At 70.9% G+C, this 20,582-nt stretch carries 20 protein-coding genes and 1 pseudogene; 11 read left to right on the forward strand and 10 right to left on the reverse strand.

Annotated elements, in window-relative coordinates; all coding sequences use genetic code 11:
* The first annotated feature begins 421 nt into the window (after positions 1–421).
* Positions 422–919 (forward strand): SigE family RNA polymerase sigma factor, encoded by a 498-nt coding sequence (locus tag AB0I15_RS14420; RefSeq protein ID WP_358094703.1) that lies wholly within the window; start codon positions 422–424, stop codon positions 917–919.
* On the forward strand, positions 916–2,028 hold the full coding sequence (locus tag AB0I15_RS14425; RefSeq protein WP_358094705.1) for a hypothetical protein: 1,113 nt from the start codon (positions 916–918) through the stop codon (positions 2,026–2,028). The genes AB0I15_RS14420 and AB0I15_RS14425 overlap by 4 nt, the downstream gene beginning before the upstream one ends.
* Before the next feature lie 165 nt (positions 2,029–2,193).
* Here the strand turns inward: AB0I15_RS14425 and AB0I15_RS14430 are convergent, their stop codons facing one another.
* The 5 genes from AB0I15_RS14430 to AB0I15_RS14450 all read right to left on the reverse strand — a co-directional run bounded on the left by AB0I15_RS14430 (position 2,194) and on the right by AB0I15_RS14450 (position 6,895).
* The gene (locus AB0I15_RS14430; RefSeq protein ID WP_358094707.1) at positions 2,194–2,691 is read right to left on the reverse strand and encodes a hypothetical protein; all 498 of its coding nucleotides are present in this window, start codon (positions 2,689–2,691) and stop codon (positions 2,194–2,196) included.
* Between the two features lie 434 nt (positions 2,692–3,125).
* The gene (locus tag AB0I15_RS14435) at positions 3,126–4,361 is read right to left on the reverse strand and encodes a cytochrome P450 (protein WP_358094709.1); all 1,236 of its coding nucleotides are present in this window, start codon (positions 4,359–4,361) and stop codon (positions 3,126–3,128) included.
* A gap of 122 nt (positions 4,362–4,483) precedes the next feature.
* Complete coding sequence (locus AB0I15_RS14440) at positions 4,484–5,254, reverse strand: siderophore-interacting protein (RefSeq protein WP_358094711.1); 771 nt, start codon at positions 5,252–5,254, stop codon at positions 4,484–4,486.
* Between the two features lie 49 nt (positions 5,255–5,303).
* Positions 5,304–6,212, reverse strand: coding sequence for a PDR/VanB family oxidoreductase (locus AB0I15_RS14445; RefSeq protein ID WP_358094713.1), 909 nt, complete (start codon positions 6,210–6,212; stop codon positions 5,304–5,306).
* Between the two features lie 23 nt (positions 6,213–6,235).
* Positions 6,236–6,895, reverse strand: coding sequence for an MSMEG_1061 family FMN-dependent PPOX-type flavoprotein (locus AB0I15_RS14450; protein WP_358094715.1), 660 nt, complete (start codon positions 6,893–6,895; stop codon positions 6,236–6,238).
* A gap of 69 nt (positions 6,896–6,964) precedes the next feature.
* Here AB0I15_RS14450 and AB0I15_RS14455 point away from each other — a divergent pair, with 69 nt between their 5' ends.
* Positions 6,965–7,582 carry a TetR/AcrR family transcriptional regulator gene (locus tag AB0I15_RS14455; protein ID WP_358094716.1) on the forward strand — a complete coding sequence of 206 codons (618 nt, stop codon included), beginning with the start codon at positions 6,965–6,967 and terminating at the stop codon, positions 7,580–7,582.
* A 148-nt stretch (positions 7,583–7,730) separates the two neighbouring features.
* Entirely contained in the window at positions 7,731–8,615 is an 885-nt protein-coding gene (locus tag AB0I15_RS14460) for a hypothetical protein (protein ID WP_358094718.1), read from the forward strand.
* A gap of 37 nt (positions 8,616–8,652) precedes the next feature.
* On the opposite strand, the pseudogene AB0I15_RS14465 reads toward AB0I15_RS14460, so the two are convergent.
* Positions 8,653–8,928: pseudogene (locus AB0I15_RS14465) on the reverse strand (inorganic phosphate transporter); the annotation flags it as partial.
* Between AB0I15_RS14465 and AB0I15_RS14470 the strand changes: the two are divergent.
* Positions 8,870–9,013: a hypothetical protein gene (locus tag AB0I15_RS14470; protein WP_358094720.1), complete on the forward strand. Its 144-nt coding sequence runs from the start codon at positions 8,870–8,872 to the stop codon at positions 9,011–9,013. The pseudogene AB0I15_RS14465 and the gene AB0I15_RS14470 sit on opposite strands and share 59 nt — an antisense overlap.
* Positions 9,014–9,231: 218 nt before the next feature.
* Here the strand turns inward: AB0I15_RS14470 and AB0I15_RS14475 are convergent, their stop codons facing one another.
* Positions 9,232–10,236 (reverse strand): hypothetical protein, encoded by a 1,005-nt coding sequence (locus tag AB0I15_RS14475; RefSeq protein ID WP_358094722.1) that lies wholly within the window; start codon positions 10,234–10,236, stop codon positions 9,232–9,234.
* On the opposite strand from AB0I15_RS14475, the gene AB0I15_RS14480 reads away from it, so the two are divergent.
* The 3 genes from AB0I15_RS14480 (at position 10,208) to AB0I15_RS14490 (ending at position 13,878) form a co-directional block, all read left to right on the forward strand.
* Positions 10,208–11,035 (forward strand): hypothetical protein, encoded by an 828-nt coding sequence (locus tag AB0I15_RS14480; protein WP_358094724.1) that lies wholly within the window; start codon positions 10,208–10,210, stop codon positions 11,033–11,035. The two genes, AB0I15_RS14475 and AB0I15_RS14480, sit on opposite strands and share 29 nt — an antisense overlap.
* A 287-nt stretch (positions 11,036–11,322) precedes the next feature.
* Entirely contained in the window at positions 11,323–11,673 is a 351-nt protein-coding gene (locus tag AB0I15_RS14485) for an ATP-binding protein (RefSeq protein WP_358094726.1), read from the forward strand.
* Positions 11,674–11,745: 72 nt separating this feature from the next.
* Positions 11,746–13,878, forward strand: a complete 2,133-nt coding sequence (locus AB0I15_RS14490; protein ID WP_358094728.1) for a helix-turn-helix transcriptional regulator — start codon at positions 11,746–11,748, stop codon at positions 13,876–13,878.
* Between the two features lie 34 nt (positions 13,879–13,912).
* Here AB0I15_RS14490 and AB0I15_RS14495 read toward each other — a convergent pair whose 3' ends face one another.
* Together AB0I15_RS14495 and AB0I15_RS14500 are read right to left on the reverse strand one after the other, a co-directional pair.
* A complete protein-coding gene (locus AB0I15_RS14495; RefSeq protein ID WP_358094730.1) occupies positions 13,913–15,409 on the reverse strand; it encodes an RICIN domain-containing protein in 1,497 nt (498 codons plus the stop codon).
* Positions 15,410–15,632: 223 nt separating this feature from the next.
* Entirely contained in the window at positions 15,633–17,018 is a 1,386-nt protein-coding gene (locus AB0I15_RS14500) for an alpha/beta hydrolase (protein ID WP_358094732.1), read from the reverse strand.
* A gap of 142 nt (positions 17,019–17,160) precedes the next feature.
* On the opposite strand from AB0I15_RS14500, the gene AB0I15_RS14505 reads away from it, so the two are divergent.
* Positions 17,161–17,289: a hypothetical protein gene (locus AB0I15_RS14505; RefSeq protein ID WP_358094734.1), complete on the forward strand. Its 129-nt coding sequence runs from the start codon at positions 17,161–17,163 to the stop codon at positions 17,287–17,289.
* A gap of 97 nt (positions 17,290–17,386) precedes the next feature.
* A complete protein-coding gene (locus tag AB0I15_RS14510; protein WP_358094736.1) occupies positions 17,387–17,689 on the forward strand; it encodes a GrpB family protein in 303 nt (100 codons plus the stop codon).
* A gap of 388 nt (positions 17,690–18,077) precedes the next feature.
* Here the strand turns inward: AB0I15_RS14510 and AB0I15_RS14515 are convergent, their stop codons facing one another.
* Positions 18,078–18,842, reverse strand: coding sequence for a TetR/AcrR family transcriptional regulator (locus AB0I15_RS14515; RefSeq protein ID WP_358094738.1), 765 nt, complete (start codon positions 18,840–18,842; stop codon positions 18,078–18,080).
* Between the two features lie 273 nt (positions 18,843–19,115).
* On the opposite strand from AB0I15_RS14515, the gene AB0I15_RS14520 reads away from it, so the two are divergent.
* Positions 19,116–20,582 carry an alpha/beta fold hydrolase gene (locus AB0I15_RS14520; RefSeq protein ID WP_358094740.1) on the forward strand — a complete coding sequence of 489 codons (1,467 nt, stop codon included), beginning with the start codon at positions 19,116–19,118 and terminating at the stop codon, positions 20,580–20,582.

Here is a 20,582-nt window from a genome sequence, read left to right on the forward strand (position 1 = left end):
CACGGGCAGGTGCACGTCGGCCTCCCGCGCCACAGGCGTGTTGCGGGGATCGACGGCGATCATCGCGGGCGGTCGCGGGCCGTGGCGGCGGTCGAGCATCCGCTCCCACAGCACCACCTGGGTCTCGGCGACGTTGTGGTCCCATAACGCGATCGCGTCGCAGGCATCGATGTCGATGTGGGAGCCGGGCTGGCCGTCGGTCCCGAAACTGGCCTTGAGGGTGGCGGCCGTGTCAGGCGGTCGGCGCTGGGGGTGGCCTGCCAGCCGTACAGGTCCTTGGGTCGAGCCGGCCGTGGTTGACCCGGTCGGCGGCGCGCCATGCGCGGGCCCCGTCGCCTCCGCATGCCCGTGCCCCGGCCCGCCTTTCCGGCTTTTCCCGGCCTTCTGCCAACCTTTTCCGGCACCTCCGCGTTGAGGCCATGTGAGTGATCCAACGGAAGACGCCGCGTACGCCGCCTTCGTCGAGGCGGCCTGGGACAGGCACATGGCCGTCGCCATCCTGCTCACCGGCGACCGCCTCCGGGGCGAGGAGTTGCTCCAGGACTGCCTGGTGCGGCTGTACGTGCGGTGGCGGCGGGTGGGTGCCACCGACCCGCACGCCTACCTGCGGCGCATGCTGGTCAACGGGAACGTGAGCTGGTGGCGGCGGCGACGACGGGAGCTGCCCACCGCCAGCCCGCCCGATCACGCCGATCCCCGGTCGGGGCCGTACGAGCCGCACGAGGATCTACGGCGCGCGCTGCTCTCCCTGCCGCGCCGGCAGCGCGCCATCGTCGTGCTCCGGCACTACGAGGACCTGACGGAGAAGGCGGTCGCGGCGGCCCTCGGCTGCACGGTCGGCACGGTCAAGAATCAGCACTTCAGAGCGATGGCACGGCTGCGCACGGCGCTGCGGGAACATCAGGAGGCAGCACGATGAAGGACGACCAGGAACAGCTCGCACAGGCGTTGCGGACCCTCGCTCACCGTCAACCGGCCACGCCCGCGCCGGTGCCGGACCTGCTACGCCGGGGACGCCGGGCCAGGCGGACCCGGGCCATGGTGAGCGCCGTCGCCGGAACGGCCCTGGCCTCGGCGGCCGTCGTCGTGGTCGTGGGCACCGGCGGAGTCGGCCCCGCCGGCACGCCGCCGAGTCCGGCCGCGAGTGTGCCGCTCGCCGGAGACGGCTCGCCGCCCACGCGTTCCCCCGCTCCCCGATCTCTGGACGCCCGGTCCGTCCTGCTGGCCGCGGCCGAGACCGCCGCCCGCGAACCGGCCACGTCGGGCCGCTACTGGTACACCCGCCAGCGCACCTCCCAGCCGGTGCGTTCCCTCCCGAGCACCGGCAAGATCACCGGGAAGCCGAAACGACGGGAGGTGCCGTTCTCGGCGACCGTGGCGAGCACCCAAGAGAGCTGGTACGCCGGCGAGAAGGGGGCGCCCAGCCGGACCAGGACCGGCCAGGACCCGGAGGTCACCTTCGCCTCCTCCGATGACGAGGCGAAGTGGAGACGATTCGGCTCGCCCGCCCTGGCCCCGGGAAAGCCGGCGACCAACGACTACGACATGCGGCTCTTCTTCCAGATCGGCAACCACCACTTCACCGTGGGGCAACTGCTCAAGCTGCCGACCGGAAAGGACGGGCTGGAGAGCCGGCTGCGGCGGCTGTTCGACGAGGAGTCCCCGAGTGACTGGTGGCCCGCCAAACCAGATTTCACCGGCTATGTGTGGGCGGCGGCGTCGGACCTGCTGGCCGGTCCGATCAGCCCCGGGACCCGCTCGGCCCTCTACCGGCTGCTCGCCGAACAGCCCGCGATCAGGTCGCTCGGAGAGGTGACCGACCTGCGGGGCCGTACCGGGATGGCGCTGGCGCTGGCCACGGCGGGCAACGGCGACGCGGCGGCCGAGTCCCGGCTGATCGTGGACGACGACACGGCGGAGCTGCTCGCCCACGAGTCCCGCTCTCCAGCGCGATCGGCGCCGTTGCTGCAGGTCACCTACGAGGACATGGGCTGGGTGGACGGCTTGGACGAGCGCCCGCGGAACTGACCGCCGTCCGGGCACGGCCGCCTCGACGACCACGCGATCGAGTACGGGTGAGGGAACGCTAGAGGGTGAAGTCCTTGGGCGCGTTCTCGCCTACGGAGCATGGTCAGCAGCTCACCGGCGCTTCTCGCGGGGTCCGGCCGGCCCTCCGGCCGGACCCCGCGGGATCTAGCCGAAGCAGTAGTTGGTGGTGCCCTGCTTGAGGCCGTCGGTGTCCGACGCCCACGAGGGGACGCCGTTGGGCTTGTAGAAGACGAGGTTGCCGTCGTCCTGGACGCTCGCGTGCCCGCCGGCGGCCGGTCTGGTCTTGCCGATGGTGCACACGTCGTTGCCGGCGGCGTTCTTGAGCCGGATGAAGCCGGTGCTGGTCCACACCAGCCGGACCACGCCCCGGTCGCGGGTCCCCGAGGCCCACAGCGGCTTGCCGGAGCCCCGCTGGACCAGGACGAGGTTCCCGTCTCGCTGGAAGACCAGCGCCACGGTGGCGGACTGGGCGGACTGTCCCGGTCGCCAGTCCGGCTGGGCCGTGGTGAAGCGGGCGGCGACGCTGTCGGCGTACGCGGGCGCGGCCGACGCGGACGAGGCCGCCGCGAGGCAGGCGGACAGCAGCGCCACGGCGACCGCGGTGCCGCCGCGCCGCCGGACGGGTGAGAGGACGTCGTTCATCGAATTCCCTTCGGTGTCGTGGCCCGGACCGGGCGAAGCGTCATCGGTTCCGGCGGCCGTCGTGGGGTCTCTCCCACGCGCGGGTCGTTCCGGCCCGGCCGGATGCCGCCGCCTGCTGTGCGCGAGCCGCCGGTCCGGACGGCGCGAGCAGCCGCCCAGCGCGCCGGGCAGTGATCGAAGTACGCACCTGCGCATCACTCACCTCATGTGTTCCACCTGAAGGGCGCGGCCAACGCGGACCTTGAAGCCATGAGGAGTCTTGGGGTGACGGCGGCGTCCGCAGAAGGGGTTGCGGGTTTCCAGAGATCCAGGGTTCCTGGCAACCTCACGAACAGGCTGATCTCACGAAAATTCGTAGATCAGTGACTTTGACCGTGGAGTGCGCCGGGTCGAGGCCGCCGCGCCCCACGCGTACGCCGGCCGCGCGCCCTCGGTCACGGTCCGAGCCGGACGGGCAGAGTGCGGTGTCCGTTGGAGATGAAGGACTCCATCGGTGCCAGCGTGCCGGGATCGGCCGCCAGGGTCAGGCCGGGGTGGCGCGCGAACAGGGCGGGCAGCGCGACCAGCGCCTCCAGGCGCGCCAGCGGGGCGCCCAGGCAGTGGTGGGCGCCGTGGCCGAGGGAGAGGTGGTCTTTCGCCGGGCGGGTGACGTCGAAGCGGTCGGCGTCGTGGCCGTGCACCAGCGGGTCGCGCCCGGCAGCCGCGTAGCAGGCGAGGATCGCGTCGCCGGCCCGCAGCGTGATCCCGTCGCCGAGGTCGATGTCCTCGACGGCGTAGCGCAGCGGGATGCTGGCCACCGGGGCCTGGTGGCGCAGCGTCTCCTCGATCACCGCCTCCCAGGTGACCTGGCCGGTGCGGACGAGGTCGAGCTGGCCGGGGTGGGTGAGCAGCGCGGCGATCGCGTGGTCCAGCAGGTTGACCGTGCTCTCGTGGCCCGCGCTCAGGAACAGCGAGAGCGTGGCGACCAGCTCGTCCTCCGACAACCGTGAGCCGCCGTCCCGCGCCGCGATCAGCGCCGAGGACAGGTCGTCGCCGGGGTGTTCCCGTTTCCCGGCGATCAGCCCGCGCAGGATCCCCTGGATGCGCGGGTACGCCTCGGCGGCCTCCCGCCGGTCGGCCGCGGTGCGGAAGAAGGCGTCGACGCAGCGGCGCACCTGCTCCCGGGTGTCCGCGTCGGTGACGCCGAACAGCTCGCAGATCACGTTGACCGGGATGGGGTAGGCGTAGTACTCGCGAAGGTCCACGGGGTTCCCGCGGGCGACACCGGCCAGCTCGTCGAGGGCCACTTCGACGATCTCCTCGATCCGCGGGCGCAGCGCGGCGGTACGGCGGGCGGTGAAGGCGCTGGACACGAGTCCGCGCAACCGCCGGTGGTCGGGACCGTACGCGGTGAACATGTTGCGCACGCCCACCCACGGGAACAACTGCCACTCCGCGGTGACCTCGCCCCTGATCCACGCCGCCCAGTGCCGGTGGGCGTCCTTGGACACCCGTGGGTCGGTGAGGAGGAGCCGGAGCTGCTCCTGCCCGCACACGGCCCAGACCGGCACACCTCCGGGCAGCTCCACGCGTACGGCGGGCCCGAGCGCCCGGATGCGTTCCGCCTCCGCGTGGATGTCGCGGCCGGTGGGGTCGATGACGAGGGGCCGGTCCGCGGCGGCATGTCCCATGCTGCCCTCCAAGCTCCGGACGCCGGATCGCGTTCGCCGGCGCGGCGAGCATCCCTGCGATTCTCATCCTCAGGGCTCCGCCGGTCCAGCGGGACGGCGGGCTCGGCGCGCGGGCGGCCCGATCAGCCGGGACTGGCCCGGCCGCGCCGCCAGTAGCCGAAGAACGCGATGTCGCCCTTGGGCGTGCCACGGTCGTTCACCAGGTGCCGGCGCAGCCCGGTGGGCAGGCGGGACTCGCCCGCGACCCACGTGTAGGAGCGGCCGCCCGGCAGGCTCGCCTGCTTGACGGTCTCGAGGGCCAGCTCTCCGGGGGCGGCGCCGGCACCGTCGCGGGGGAGCCAGTGGATCCGTACGCCCCGCGGCGGTGTCAGGTCCGTACGAATGTCGGCGCTCTCGGGCACCTCCAGGAAGACCTCGGCGACGAGTGAGGCGGGGGCGCTGTCCAGGATCGCCAGAATCGCGGGCAGCGCGCTCTCGTCACCGACGAGCAGGTGCCAGGAGGCGTCGGACGGCGGCAGGTAGCTGATGCCCATGTCGAAGATGCCCGCCGGTTCGCCGGGCGTGGCCCGCGTCGCCCACGCCGAGGCCGGGCTCGCCTCGCCGTGCAGGGCGAACTCGATGTCCACCTCGTTCGTCTCGGGGCGGAAGCGCCGGATCGTGTAATTGCGCACCCAGGGCCGGCGCGACTTCGGCTGCAGCAGCACCTGCGCCATCCAGCCCTCGTTGGAGAGCGTCGGCATCCGGAGGCCGGCCTGGCCCTCCCGGGGGAAGAACAGCCGTACCGTCTGGTCGAAGCCCATCGGGCACAGCCGCTCCAGCTCGGGGCCGCCGAGCGTGACGGTCGTGAAGTGAGGGCTCAGCCGGGTGTTCCTGACGACCTCCAGGGTGATCATTCGTCGTGATTCGGGCAGGCGTACCTTTGGCAGCACCTCTGGTCTCTCCTCACAGGTCGATGACGAGGCGGGGCGACAGCGCGCGGGACACGCAGGCGTACAGGCGGCCGGGCGCGGCGCCGATGTCGTCGCGATGCTCGGGCTCGCCCTCCAGGACGGTGAGCTCGCAGCTCCCGCAGACGCCTTCCCGGCAGCCGGAGGGAACGGGGAGACCGGCGTGGGTCAGGGCGTCCAGCAGCGTCTCGTCCGCGGGCACCGGCACGGTTCGCCCCGATCGCGCGCACACGACGTCGAACGCGGTGGAGGGCGCGAACGTCCGGCGCGTCGGGCGGAAGCGCTCAGTGTGCAGCCGCTCGGCCGGGAAGACGGCCTCGGACGCGGTGAGCAGCTCGGCCGGCCCGCAGCAGTAGACGACGGTCTCGGGTCCCAGGCCGCCGGCGAGCTCGGCGAGGTCGGGGCGCGTGTCGTGCTCGGTGGCGACGATCGTCACCCGGTCGCCGTACGCGGCTCGCAGGTCACCGGCGAAGGGCATGGTGGCGTACGTGCGGCCCGTGTAGACCATCGTGCCGGACGCGCCCCCGTCGACGGCCGCCCGCAGCATCGGCAGGATGGCGGTGACGCCGATCCCGCCCGCCAGGAAGAGGTAGTCGGGAGCGGGGACGAGCGGGAAGTTGTTGCGCGGCGCGGACACCTCCAGCGTGCGGCCCTGCCGGAGATAGCGGTGGATGTAGTCGGAGCCGCCTCGGCTGAGCCGTTCGTGGCGTACCGCGATGCGGTAGTGCCCGCGGTCGGCCGGGTCACCGCACAGGGAGTACTGCCTGGTCAGCCAGTTCGGCAGGGCGAGGTCGATGTGCGCGCCCGGCTCCCAGGGAGCCAGCGGGCCGCTCGCGCCGCGCAGGGTGAGGGCGACGACGTTCTCGGCGACCCGGTCGACGCGGTCGAGGATGGTGAGCTGCATGGGATGATCACGTCTGGTTTCTGTCAGTACAGTTTCCGGTAGCCCTCTTCGAGGCTCGCCTCGATGAGCCGCGGGTCGAGGTCGAGCCCGAACTGAGCCGCCGCCACCTCGCCGAGCGTCGGGAGCTCGTCGGCGAGCGCCTGGCTGGCGGGGTCCCACAGGCGGGAGCGGATGAGCGCGCGGCCGCAGTGGAAGTAGGCCTCCTCGACCTCGACGACGAGGGCCAGTTCGGGCTCGCCGGCCTCGGTCTGCAGCCGGGCGAGCACGTCGGGCTCGTCGGTGGGATAGGCGCGGCCGTTGACGCGCAGGCTCTCCCGCGAGCCGGGGATGAGGAACAACAGCCCGACCCCGTCGTTCTCGGCGAGGTTGCGGAAGGAGTCGGCGATCTTGTTGCCGGGCCGGTCGGGGATCGCGAGCGTGTGCTCGTCGAGGACCTTCACGAAGCCCGGATAGTCGCCGCGGGGCGAGCAGTCGGCCCGGCCCGACGCGTCCGCGGTGGCCATCGCCAGGAAGGGCGAGTGCGCGATGAAGAGCCGGATGTGCTCGTCGATGTGGTCCTGCATCTTGTTCACGGTCATCGCGTCGGGTTCGCCGAGCCGGGCGCGGACCTCGTCGATGGACACCTCGCGGGGCCGCGCGGGGGACGGACGAAGCTCTGCGAGTGGCGCGTTTTGCCTGCTCATGGCACTATTATGAGCAATCCTTCGGTTCTTGCGCTACTCGCTTTCACGCTCTTCGGCAGGAGGTCCGCGGTGTCGGAGAAACAACGGCTTCACCCGCGCAAACAACCACGGCAGGTCCGCGCCGAGCTCACCCGCCAGCGCATCCTCAAGGCGGCTGCTCACGTTTTCGCCGAGTACGGCTACGCCGCCGGCACCACCAACCGCATCGCCGAACGGGCCCGCGTGTCGATCGGATCGCTGTATCAGTACTATCCGAACAAGGACGCCATCCTCCTGGAACTGATGGCCCGCCACCTCGACAGCGGCGCGGTCGAGGTCGACCGCCGCCAGGCCGAGGAGTTGCCCGGCACCATCGAGGGCGTCATGCGGGTCTTCGTCCAGGCCGCCATCGCGAACCACCTGGAGGACCCGCAACTGCTGCGCATCATGCTGGAGCAGGCGCCGCGCTCCGAGGACCTGGTGACGAAGGTCCGCCAGTACCAGGACGCGCGGATCGCCTACGCCCGTGAGCTGCTGCGCCGCCACCCCGAGGTGCGGGTCTCCGACGTCGACACCGCCGCCCGGATCATCAACGCCACGATCGAACTGGTCGTCCACCAGGTCATCGCGGAGCACGAGCCGATCGACCTGAAGCGCCTGGAGAACGAGCTCGTCGCGATGTTCACCCGCTACCTGACGTCGGCCTGATCACGCACGCGACGTGACGGCGCCTTTCCGGACCTGGCCCGGCAGGCGTTCGTCTCGGGTGGGTGCGCCAGGCCTCGTCGATGATCGCGGCGACGGTCATGCGCGGGCTGAGCGAGGACCGCGGGTCCTGGAAGATCATCGCGATCTCGTGGCCGCGCAGCCGGCGCCGCCGGGCGGGGCTCGCCCGCAGTTGACCGGCGCCGTCGGGATCAGCACCGGCCGCGCCCGCGACCTGCCGGAGATCGCGGAGATCGTCGCCCGCGCCTCCGCCGGGATCGGGACGGCCGGCACCGACCCCCTGGCGCAGCATCGCGAGATCGTCAGGGACGCCATCTCCTGGAACACGATCTACGAGCCCGCGCGGTCACGCGTGATCACGACCGTCAGCCGGCTCTGGAACGTCGGCAAGCGCGGCGGCTACGCACTGTTCTGCTGGGACGCCTTCTTCAACGCGCTGCCGGCGACCGTGTCGAGCAAGGAGCTCGCCTACGTCAACACCGTCGAGATGCTGCGCGCCCTGACCCCGGAGGGCTTCGTCCCGAACGTCGAACAGGGCACCGGCCGCAGGACCTACGACGGGTCCCAGCCGCCGGTGGGCTCGATGGCGACCCTCGAGCTCTACCGCAGGTTCGGCGACCGGTGGTTCCTGGAGGAGACCTTCGAGCCGCTCCTGTCCTGGAACCGCTGGTGGTGGCGGATGCGCAGGGACGGCGAGCTGCTGTGCGCCGGCTCGACGTACTTCGACCCCGAATTCCCCTCGCCGCAGGACGTCCCGCGCGTCCACCAGCACTTCGGCGCGACCTGCGAGACCGGCTGGGACGGTCACCCCGTCTTCGACGACGTCCCCCTCGACCAGGCCAAGAGCCTGCTCGCCGCCCACGACGTGGGGCTGAACAGCCTGTACGCGGCCGACTGCGAGGCGCTGGCCGCCATCGCCGACGTCCTCGGCGAGCGGGAGGCCGCGGCGGAGCCGACCATCCTGCCCGCCACCCCCACCGGACCTCGGCCGGCCGCTTGCCCAGCGTCCGGATGACCCGCCACCCGCCCACGTACGTTCCCAGCGCGATCACGGTGGCGCTGGCCCCGATGACCCACAACGGCGTGCCCGCGTTCTCGCCGATCGTCCCGTTGGCGATCATCGCCAGCGTGATGACGCCCATGGTCTTCTGCGCGTCGTTGGCGCCGTGCGCCAGCGACACCAGCGACGCCGACCCGATCTGCCCGAAGCGGAAACCCCGCTCCCGCAGCCGCTCGGGCACCGACCGGGTCAGCGTGTAGACCAAGTACGTGCCCAGCGTGGCCACCCCGATGGCCGCCAGCGGCGCGAGCACCGCGCCCGTCTCCACGCTCCCGGTCGCGATCGCGGCCGCGGTCTTCGGCCGGAGCGCGCCGGTCGCGATCGAGGTGGCCATGGCGTTCGCCGTGTCGTGAAATCCGTTGGTGAAGTCGAAGCCCAGCGCGGTGGCCACGACGACGGCCGGCAAAAGGGTGTCCGTATCCATAGCACCACCCTTGACCGCACGCCGGTGGCTCATCGCCTGGCGGGCGGCCCTTGCCACCAGTTCACCCGGGGTGCACCGGCACGACACCTTCGAGCGCCCGGTATCGGATGGTCCATGCCTCCGCGAAAGCGGGACCGGCCGGTCCGCTCACACCAACCGACTCTTGTAGAAGACGCTGGCCTGCCGCACCCCGCCGGTGTTGGAGTGGAACCCGAACGCCAGCCGCGGCCCGCTCGCGTGCGTCCAGATGGCCATCCCCTGCGGTTCGCGGCCCGGCAGCGACTCGCCGGCGGTGGTCGGCGCCCGGTCGACGACGGTCGACTGGCCGGTGCCGTTGAGGTCGACGACCGTGATGTACGACGGGCCGCCGGCCCGGCCCTCCAGCAGGTACGTGTACCGGCCGTAGGCGGTGTGGCCCTGGAACGGGTTGTCGGCGGCCCACGCTCCCCTGGCCGGCAGGGCCCGCTCGGCCAGCCGGTGCTCGGCGGCCAGCCGGCCCGCGCGGGCGTCGGCGAGGTCGAAGACGACGATGCGCGGCTGGTCGACGCCGGTCTTGTAGCGCACCAGCAACCGGCCGGTCGAAGGGTCGATCGCGGGCTGCGGGTTGATCATGGTGTCGCCGATCGTGGGCGTGCGGTCCTGGACCGCACCGCTGCCCTGCTCCAGGACGACGCCGTCCCTGAACGCGAAGCGCCCGACCCGCGTGCCGAACCCACCGGTGCTCGTCATCCACTCGGTCCACAGATGGACCGACCCCTCGTACGGCTCGACCGCGATCGACACCCCGTGCCCGAAGCCGTGCAGCGCCATCGAGCCCAGTTCGCGGCCGGAGGTGTCGGTCTTGGTGATCCACAGGTCGCCGACGTGGGCCGGGTCGGTGTTCTGGGAGTTGACCTGCGCGAAGTAGATGTGCTGGTTGACGTTGTCGTACGCGAAGGACTGCAGCACCCAGTTCGCGTGCAGCGACCTCTTCCAGACCGGGTTGCCGCCCGGGCCGCCCAGGTCGAACCGGGGTGAGTCCGGCACCTCCGCCACGGCCGGCCCGGCGCCCAGGGCGAGGCCGCCCGACCCCAGCGCGACCGCGGCCGCGAGGCGTCCACCGCCGCCGAGCAGGCTTCGCCGGGTGAGGGCTCCGGATAAGACATCGGTCATAGGCTGCCTCCCTGGGAGGAAATACCCGCATTCGCGATCATTCACCCGGGCCTTCGAGAAGCGGCGCACGTACGCCTTCGACCGCCAGGACGCCCTGCCCTGGCTGTACGGCATCACCACGAACATCATCGGCACCCACCGAAGAGCGGAGATACGCGGATACCTTGCGCTCGCCCGAACCGAGGAGGACCCCGTGGCGGTGGCCTTCGACGAGCGGGAGGAGACGGCGCAGGCGCTGGACGTGCCGGTCGGCACGGTCCGGTCCCGGCCGTCCCGGGCCCGCCGCAAGATCGCCCAGGCGCTGGGCGGCAACCCCGTAGGAGGCCTGATGAACGATCTGGACCTGGTCCGCGACCTGTGGCCAGAGGTAGAGCGAAGCGGACGATCTCCATCGCGCTCGTCGCCGGATGCCGGCCGCGATGGCTCCGGGGCCATCGGCCCGCCGAGCCCGGCGTACGGTGCTGCGCGTGGCCGTCGTGGGCGCACTCGGCGTCACGATCACGGCGGACGTGACGGTGGTGCAGAGCCTCGGCACGGATGGCCAGGGCAAAGGGTCGCCGGCGCCCCGGCCCGGCTGCCGGTGGCGAACGCGAAGACCCTGGCCAGGCGCGCGACGGAGGCGGCGGCCGGCCAGACGGAGGTGTATCCGCGTGCCGGCCAGTGGGTCTACGCCAAATGGGACTACCACACCGGCCGCACCTTCGCAGCCCCTACAACAATCCGGAGCATAAAGAACAAGCTCAAGTGGGCGTTTGATCTCGATGCTTCTAGGTTCACCCTACTTTGCCCTTGCGAATGACTGAGTCATTAGTCGGAAAATATGGCGCTTACCTGCCACGACGGCGACGGGCCGCACTTGCCCCTCCGCCGACCGACGCCCTCTGCATGCTGCCCCACCTGCAATAAGTGCTGGATCAAACTGAATTAGCAGGACCGAACGCCCACTCAAGGTCTCCGGCATCTGGCACAGACGTTGGACCGCTCGAGCCTGTGAGAGAAGATGAATCGGGTTCAGCCACAGCACCACCGCGTGTCGCTCATGTTTACTTCCTATTACGGAGGTCATGGATGCCGAGAGGCGCTTTAGTGGGCCGGATCGATGAACTGGCCAGGCTACGTGACTTCCTCCACCGCGTGTCGGAACGGGGCGGGACGCTGATCTTGCGCGGCGAGGCAGGGGTGGGAAAGTCGTCGCTGCTGGCAGAGATCGTCGCCGAGGCGGCCGAGCATGAGCTGCGGGTACTGAGCAGCACCGCGGTCCAGGCGGAGATCGATCTTCCCTTCATCGGCCTGGACATGCTCGTACGCCAGCTCACCGGCAGCGCCGCCGTGTCCGAGGAGGACCACCCCTACCGGGTTGCGCTCACCGTTCTGTCCCTGCTCACCGAGGCCGCCGGCGATCGGCCGCTTCTCCTGGCGGTGGAGGACGCGCAGTGACTGAACAGGTCGAGCTGGGAGACGCTGGCGTTCGTCGGCCGTCGGTTGGAGGCCGACCCGGTCCTGCTACTGATGGCCATGCGGGACGGCGAGGAGACCGAGGCCAGGCTGGCGCGCGCGGATCTGTCCGAGATGCGCGTCGAGCCGCTGGATCAGGCGCAGGCGGCCGCACTGCTCGACCGGCACGCCCCCGATCTGCGCCCGGACCTGCGAGCCAGGGTGCTGGCCGAGGCAGCGGGCAACCCGCTCGGCCTGGTGGAGCTCGCCGTCGTCGCGACGCGGTTGGGCGAGGACGCCTTGCTGCCGGCGTGGCTGCCGCTCACCACCCGGCTGGAGCAGACGTTCGGCGCCGCGGTCGCGGAACTGCCCGCCCCGACGCGGTCTCTGCTGCGGGTCGCCGCGCTCAACGATGGGGACCGGCTGGACGAGATACTCGCCGCGGGATCAGTGAGCGCGGACGAGCCGGTCACGTCTTCGACCCTCGAGCCCGCCGTCTTGGCGCGCCTGCTCGACATCGACAGCACGTACCACGTGCGCTTCCGTCATCCCCTGGTGCGGTCGTCGGTACGCCAGCGGACGGGTCTCGTCCAGCGACGCCAGGTGCACGCCGCTCTGGCGCAGGTCCTGCGGGACCCGGACCGGCGTGCGTGGCATCGGGCGGCCGCCACGATCGGGCCCGACGAGAAGGTCGCCGCCGAGCTGACCGCCGTGGCCGTCCGGATGCGACGGCGGGGCGTGCTCGCCACGACAGTGGCGGCTCTGGAGCGGGCCGCCCAGCTGTCACCGAGGCCCGCCGACCGGGCCGGCCGGCTCCTCGATGCCGCTGAGACGGCGTATGAGGCCGACGACCACGAGACCTTCCAGCGGTTGGTACGCGCCGTCGCCGAGCCCGACCTGCCCACCGCCGACCGGGCGCGCCTGCAGTGGATCCAGGAGGTGGCACGCGGCGGATGGTCGGGCGGCACCAGGCTCGTGGTCCACACGGAGATCGCCGAGCGGATGCGTCTGGACGGGGACACCGACCGAGCCTTGCAGGCGCTCTGCCTCATCGCCTTACGCTGCTGGTGGTCGAACCCGGACCAGGCCACTCGCGAGGCCGTCGTCGCGGTGGCCGAACGGCTCGACGCCGACCCGCACGACCCGCGCCTGGTCCACATCCTGGCGCTTGGAGCGCCGGTCGAGCGGGGAGCCGTGGTGCTGGAGCGCCTGTCACTCCTCATGACCCGGGTCGACCTCGACCCCGAGCGCCTGTTCCAGCTCGGCATAGCGGCGACCGGTCTCGGGGCACCCGGTGAGGCCGCCGTGTTTCTGAGCGCGTCCGTCGCGGGGTTGCGCGATCAGGGCCAACTCGGCCTGCTGGCCCAAGCTCTCTCGTCCCAGGCGTGGACGGCGGCGCAACTCGGCGACACGATCTTGGGCATGACCGCCGCGACGGAAGGAAACCGCCTCGCGGCCGAGATCGGGCAGGTCCGGACTGTGCTGATCACCGACCTGATGCGCGCCCAGATCGAGGCGTTGTGCGGCAACGGCGAGGCCGCACGGACTCTGGCCCACCAAGGAGAGCGCACGCTCCTGGCGATCGGGGCGTTCCCGATGCTGGCGATGGTCCAGCAGGTGAGGGGGATCGACGCGCTGGGCGGTGGGCGCTACGAGGAGGCCTACGCTCACCTGGCCCGGATCACCGACCCCACGGACCCCGCCTATCACGCCTACGTCCGCTTCTTCGTCGTCGCACACCTGGCCGAGTCGGGAACGCGGTGCGGCCGGCGCGGCGACGTGCACCGTGTGGTCACAGAGCTGGAACCGATCGCCGCGGTCACCGGATTCCCCGCGCTGAACGCCGGCCTCGCCTACGCCCGCGCCCTGATCGCGCCCGACGACGCGGCGGAGTCGCTGTTCCGGTCCGGCATCGCGACCTTCGACGCCCTGGGCACCACCCCCTGGGCCGAACGGGCCCGCCAGGAGCTGCGCGCCTCCGGCGAGACGGTTCGCCGAACCCTGGACGCCCGCGGCACGCTCACCCCGCAGGAGCAGCAGATCGCGCGGCTCGTCGCCGAAGGGCTGCCCAACCGGGAGATCGCCACCCGCTTGTTCCTGTCGTCGCGGACGGTTGGCAGCCACCTCTATCGCATCTATCCGAAGCTCGGTGTCAGCTCCCGCGCCGAGCTCGCTCGCGTCATGACCGCCCCGGGAGGACGGCCATGACGCGATGTTCGTCAGGCCGGTTCGGCCGCGCCGGTCAGCCGGTGACCCACTGCCACGTCCAGATGTCCGGAGTGACACCGGATCTTATGGTCAACTGGCCGTTCTCCCCGTTCTCCGTGAGGTACATGCGCTGGTCGGCGCCGAACTCGAAGGAGTGGTTGCTCAGCAGCATGCCGAGACCCTGGGGGGCGGGGCTCTGGCACCACAGGTAGCCGTCGTCGTTGGGGCGGAAGGAGTTCAGCGTGACCCCGTTGCCGTTCAGCGGCAGTGGGGTGGAGGCCGTCGAATTCAGGTATTTCCCCCGGTAGATGAGGTACCGGCAGTCGTCGGTGCCGGTCCGCCCCGCCGGGATCGCGGTGAACCGCTCGTTGGGCGCGTCGCTGTCCTGGTACAGGATCACCCGGGTGTTCTCCGAGGCGGAGGCACCCTCGACGTTGGCCACGAAACGCACCGGCGTGGGCTCTTCCAGGCCGACTTCGACCAGATCCCCCATCTCATCAGGGTTCTGGAGGAACCAGCGCTGGGCGCCCGAGCCGTCGGGATCGCGGCCCGCCAGCGCCGCGACGCCGTTGACGGCCGTGAGCAGCTGGTCGGTGACCATGTTCTCGAGGGTCCAGGTGCCGTCACCCTGGTACACCGGCCGCCAGAGCTGATCGGCTGCCTCGTTCGGCCACAGCACCACCCGCGCGTCGCGGACACCGCCCTCCTGTCCCAGATAGCGGGCGTTCTGGCGGTTGACCAGACGGTAGTAACCGGGGGACTCGGGTTCGTACGCCAGCGCCCACGTCTGCCCCGGCAGCGTGGCCTGGTCGTACGGCACGTTGCCGATCACGTGGCTGCCGCCGCCCAGCGGCCCGGCCACGTTCGTGGTATGGGCGTTCTGCAGCACGACCACCTCCGGCGGGTTCGGCGTTTCGAGCTGGGAAGGTGGGGGACGGTCCGGTAGCCCGCCGATCTCGTACACGACGGGGAAGTGGTCGGAGAGCAGCATGCGGTCCGCCACGCCGTGCGCGGTGACACGGGGCGCGTCCGCGGCGTTCAGCGTGACCGCGTAGTCGAGGCTTCTGGGCGGGATTGGATTGTTGTTCGCGTCGAAGCGGGGCTGAGTCGGATGCGTCACCTGCGGTGGGCCGTTCACCCTGAACTGGCCGGGGGCGCGCTGGTCGAGCGCGGTGCGCAACTGGCCCGGTTCGCGGTTGAAGTCGCCCATGACCACCCAGGGCAGCGCCGTCCCGTTGGGGCCCGCGGTGGCCATCCGGGTCCTGATGCGGTCCACCAACCCGGCCATGTCGTTGCCGCCCGGTGAGAATCCGTGCACCGTGAAGTAGACGACGCCGTCGATGGTGGCGCCGAGCGCGGGCCGGCCCGTGGCGATGGGCGACTCGACGACGTAGACGGCCGAGGCCCTGCTACGGGTCGCGATGGCCAGGTTGACCCGGTTGGGCGGGCGGGTGACGTCGGTGTCCGTGTGCAGCCAGTACAGGAATCCCTGTGGCCGGCTGTCCGTGCCGCCGTAACCGTACTCGCGCACCGGTGGTTGCGCTGGGCCGAGCAGGCGTAGCGACCTCTCCCCCGCACCGAAGAGGAGTTCGGCTTCGTCCGGGAGACGCGAAGGTCTCCCGGATCTGGCGCGACCACGCCGGCCGGCTCGCCATCGAATTCCACCTGGACAACGGCCACGCGCCCCAGCGCATCGCCACCGCGTTGTGACCGCGAGCATGAGCAGTCCCTGTCTGGCGCGCACGGCCGCCGTGCTACTTCGCCGGTCCGCAGGAGGCGCTGCGTGGCGGCATCTTGCCCGTGGTCAGGTAGCGGTGCACGTGTTCGCGTACGCACGGGTGGCCGGAGAAGTAGAGGGCATGTCCTCCCACAGCCTTCAGGTAATGGGCGCGGGGAAGCTGTGCGGCCAGTCGCCGGCCGTCGGCGGCCGGGCTGTTGTCGTCGTAGTCGCCGTTGGCGATGAGCACGGGCGGCAGGCCCGGCGCCTTAATGGGGTGGGGCGGGTACGTCCTGGTCGGCGGCAGGCCCGCGCAGTGGTTGGCCATCGGCCACACCATCCGCCAGCCGATGTGGGGCGTGTCGCGGCGCAGCGCGCTCTCCAGCTTCTTGAGCTTGTCGTAGCCGGGGTAGGGCAGGTCCGCGCAGAGGATGACGCGCGACAGGCTGGGGTCGGGCACTCCTTCCACCTTGGCGAAGAACGAGGCGTCACCGGCCTGCGCCCGTGCGAGTCCGGCGGCCAGGCGCTCCCAGGTGGCCTCGTAGGTGAAGTTGGCGCGAGAGGCGATCTCGGTGTCGCTGATGCGCACCTCGGGACCGGCCTCGGGTGCGGGGATGGGCTCGCGGCGGGCCTTGTCCATCACCTCGTCCCAGACGGCCAGGGGGTCCTTGCCGTGCAGCGCGCAGGTGGTGGTGCTTTTGCACCAGGTGGCGAAGCGTCCGGCGTTGGCCTCCAGGGCCTGGGCGCGCCGGCGGAGCCACTCGCGCAGGCCGGGCGTGGTGTGGTCCCACACGCTGTCGAGGTACATCCGGCCGACCTTGCGCGGGAACAACTCGGCGTAGGCCTGCCCGAGTACGGTGCCGTGCGAGTTGCCCAGGTAGGTCAGCTTGGCCTGGCCCAGGGCCTTTCTGATCGCCTCCATGTCGTGCGCGATCTGCCAGGAGTTGAGGTTTCCCGACAGCGGCCCGGCCTCCTTGGCGCACGCCTCCCCGAACGTGCGGTTCTTCGCAGCGTACGCGTCGTAGGCCGGCTTGCTCGGAAACACCCATTCGGTGGCGAACGGTGCGGGGACAGGACAGTTGATCGCGCTGGACCTGCCGAACCCCCGCGGGTCGAAAATCACCACGTCGAACCATTGGGTGAGATCTTTGAAGTATTTCTGTCCCTGGCGGAGAAGCGTGATCTGCTCGCCAGGCCCACCGGTGTTGACCAGCAGCACGCCCTTCTTGCCTGCCTGGTTCTGGGCGGGCAGCTTGGCGAGACCGATCGTGACCTTCGGCCCTGATCGGCGGGCCCAGTCGGCCGGCACCTGGATCTGCGCACATTGCAGACCGTCTCCGCAGTCCTGCCACGACGGTGGCGTGGTCGTGACCGGGGCGACGGCGGTGACCGCGCCGATGACGAGTGAGGCGACGATGTTCATGCTGGAAGGATCGCCGGGGCCGTCCCCTCCGGGCGTCCCCCTTTCTGCATATCTTTGCCGGGGAGCGACAGGGGATGTCGGCAAAGCGCTGCTCGGTGCCGGTGCGGCTGATCGGCCGGCGGGTGCGGGTCTTGCTGCCGGCGTGCGGCATCGGGCGATTCAGGGCGGGCTGACGGCCTCGGTGGACATGGTGTGGCCGGCGGCGGAGAGCAGGAAGGACGTGCTCGCGGCGCTGGACGTGGTTCGCCTGAACGTCATCGAGGTGGCCTGAGCACCGTCCCGTGGCGGGGCAGGGACACCGTTGACCACGATCCGAGCCGTCGGTTACGTTGGTCCGCTGCCCACGGGAGGGCTGGAAAATATCTGATTTGTACGATGATGCCAAGCTGTCCGCCGTGCTGGTCCACGGTCTGCGTCCGGCGACGGTGACCATCGCCGACGACCACCCCTCCTGGCCGGTGCGCTTCGAACGGCGGGCCGCCGAACTGCGGGCGATCCTCGGCGAGCGAGCACGGCTCATCGAGCACATCGGCTCCACCGCGGTGCCCGGCCTGGCCGCGAAGCCCATCATCGACATCGTCGTCGGCGTCGACGACCCGGACGACGAGCGAGAGCGACCGGGACCTCTACGCGGCCGCCAAACGCGAGCTGGCGAAGCGGGAATGGCGTGACATCCACTACTACGCCGAGGCCAAGGGGCCGGTGATCGACCGGATCCTCGGGCGCGCGGGATGGCGGGACCAGCGGCACACCGCCCCAGGAGATGGCGACGCATCCAGACCTCTACCTCCTCGTTGACGGCGTACGAGCCCGGCAGCCGCGGGAGGAGGCCGACCGGCAGCGCGAAGCCCGCCACTCCGAGACCGCACCGGTCAAGGTGAACGTTGATCGATGTTCCCCGAGGCCGTTCTCGTGTCACCGATCGACGTTTGTGCTGATGAGGTGGACACCCGGGGTGCGTGGGTCGGGGGGCTCGCCACAGCGGCTGGATCGACCTGCGTACGTCCCCGGGTCGCGGCGCCGCCTTCACGGCGGCGTTTCCCGCCCTCGCCGGGCACCTCAGTGGTCCTTCTGGGGGAAGAAGTCCTCCGGCGCGTTCTCAGCGAGAGGTCTCTTGCGCTCCGACGGCACACGCTGCCGGATGTCTTTTTCGAGATTGCGCATCGCCATGCGGAAGATCTCCGACTGCTCGGCGCCGATGAACGACAGGTGGCCGAAGACCTCGAGCACCACCAGGCCGTGCATGTGCCCCCACGCGCTGATGAAGAGCGCCGTCGCCGGGGCCGGAAGGGCCCCGAGCTCCTCCTGCTCCGGCAGGCTCTCCAGGCGCCGGCGCAACGCGGGGCTGAGGTCGGGCGCGTCGGCACGGGCCAGTTGGTCGGCGGTGTAGCCGTCGAACAGGGCGCGGTGGAACACGGCGCTGATCCGTCGCACCGCGGACGTCGTGGGGCCGTTCGGGGCAGCCCGGTAGTGCGGTAGCGGCGTCCCGTAGATGAGGTGGAAGAGCTGGACGTTCTCCAGTGCCCACGCGCGGTAGCCCTCGGCGGCGACGAGCAGGGCGGTCGATCCCCGGCCGTGCCCGGCGCCGGTCTCGGCGGCCGCGGCGAGCTCCTCGTACGCCTCCACGATCAGCGGCGTCAGCAGGTGGCCCTTGCTGGGGAAGTAGTGATACAGCGCCTGCACGGTCATGCCCAGCTCGCGGGCGACGGCACGCAGAGACAGGGCGGCGGCGCCCTGGGCGGCCACATGCCGCCGCGCCGTCGCCAGGATCTCGGCCATCGCCACGGCGCGGCGCCGCTCGCGCACCGATCGCTGGCTCGTCACGGCCCGCTCGTCCTCCTTGACAGTGTCAAGAAAATCTAGCACTACTACGGCCGGGGCGGTCGCTCTTAGCCTGGCGTCGCCATCACCGACCGATCATGTCCGGGCGTTCTCCATCATGCTCAAGCGCTCCGCGGCGCGGCCACGCACGCCGCATCGGTCGTCAGTCCGTACGGGCGAATTCAGATGGCGCGATCAGCCGAGAAGTCCACAAGGGGGACAACCAACGTGTTACGAAACGATCAGATGAGCCGACTTCGTCGGAGCTGGCGATGGGTGCTTGCCGCCACGGTGGCGACCACGGTGGCAACAACAGTGGCAGCCACGGTGGCAACAACAGTGGCGACACCCGCGGCCGCGGCCGAGTTGCGGCACTCGACGCACCGGATCAAGTGGGAGGCCTGCACCGATCCCGTCTTCGCCGGCAAGCAGTGCGGCACGATGCGGGTTCCCATCGACTGGTCGCGGCCTCGCGGCGCTCACCTCACGCTCGCACTGGTCCGCCAGCCCGCGCTCGACCCCGCACACCGCATCGGCACGCTGCTGATCAACAACGGGCGCGGCCTGTCGGCGATCGAGCAGTTCCGGTACGCCCTGGAAGGACTGACACAGATCGGCGGGGCGATGCCCCAGCGATTCGACCTCGTCGCCGTCGACACCCGCGGCGTCGGACACAGCACGCCCATCCGCTGCGTGGAATCGCTGAAGCCCGCCGGCGTCAGCTACTTTCCCAAGAGCAAGGCGGCTTTCGACCAGCTTGCCGCTCACAACCGGATGCTCGGGCGAGACTGCGTGCGGCGCAACGGTTCCCTGGTGGCTCACATGGACCAGGTCAGCACCGCTCGCGACCTCGACGCCGTACGGGTCGCATTCGGCGAGCGGCAGCTCAACTGGTACGGGATCGAATACAGCGATCTGCTCGGCCGCACCTACGCCAAGCTCTTCCCCGGCCGCTTGCGGACCATGGTCCTCGACACCGCCATCGACGACACGGTGTCACCCGCGGACCGGGCACTCCAGGAAGCGGGCGCCGCGGAGAACGCCTTCAACCGGTTCACTGAGTGGTGTGCCACCTCGCAAGACTGCGTCCTGCGCGGGCAGGACGTGGCGGCCAGGTACGACGCGCTCGTTGAGCGTGCGAACCGCCGGCCCATCCCTGCGGGCGCTGTGCGCCATCCCATGACCGGCGAGGACATCCAAGAGGCGACTCAGCCGCTCCTCCCGGTTGTCCAGATCGGCTGGCCGCGGCTCGCCGCGGCCATCCTCCAGGCGGAGGCCGGGGACGCCACCCTGTTCGCCACCGCTGCTGACAGGACGGCGCTCGATCCAGTGCACGCGCGGGCGCAGGCGTGCGCGGACGACCCGAGGCAGATCCGCTCCTTCGGTCACTTGTCCCGGGTGCGGCAACGGCTCGTCGAAAGGTCCCCGCATCTGGGTGGAGCAGTCTCCTCCGCCATCGCACTGTCCGGCTGCATCGGCTGGCCGGTCCCGCCCAAGCCGGTGCATGCCGGTAAGCCCATAGCGGGCGCGCCACCCGCGCTGATCGTGCAGTCCACGCACCAGGTCTTCGCACCGCACGCGGCGGGGTACGCCATGGCACGCCAATTGCCCGGCAGCGTGGTGCTCAGTCGTGAGGGCGACGACTACAGCATGTTCGCGATCTCGCAGTGCGTCCGGGACGCGACCAATCACTACCTGACCGAACGCGCCCTGCCTGCCCGGAACACCATCTGCACAGACTGA

The organism is Nonomuraea sp. NPDC050643, assembly GCF_040654715.1.
Taxonomy (GTDB): Bacteria; Actinomycetota; Actinomycetes; order Streptosporangiales; family Streptosporangiaceae; genus Nonomuraea.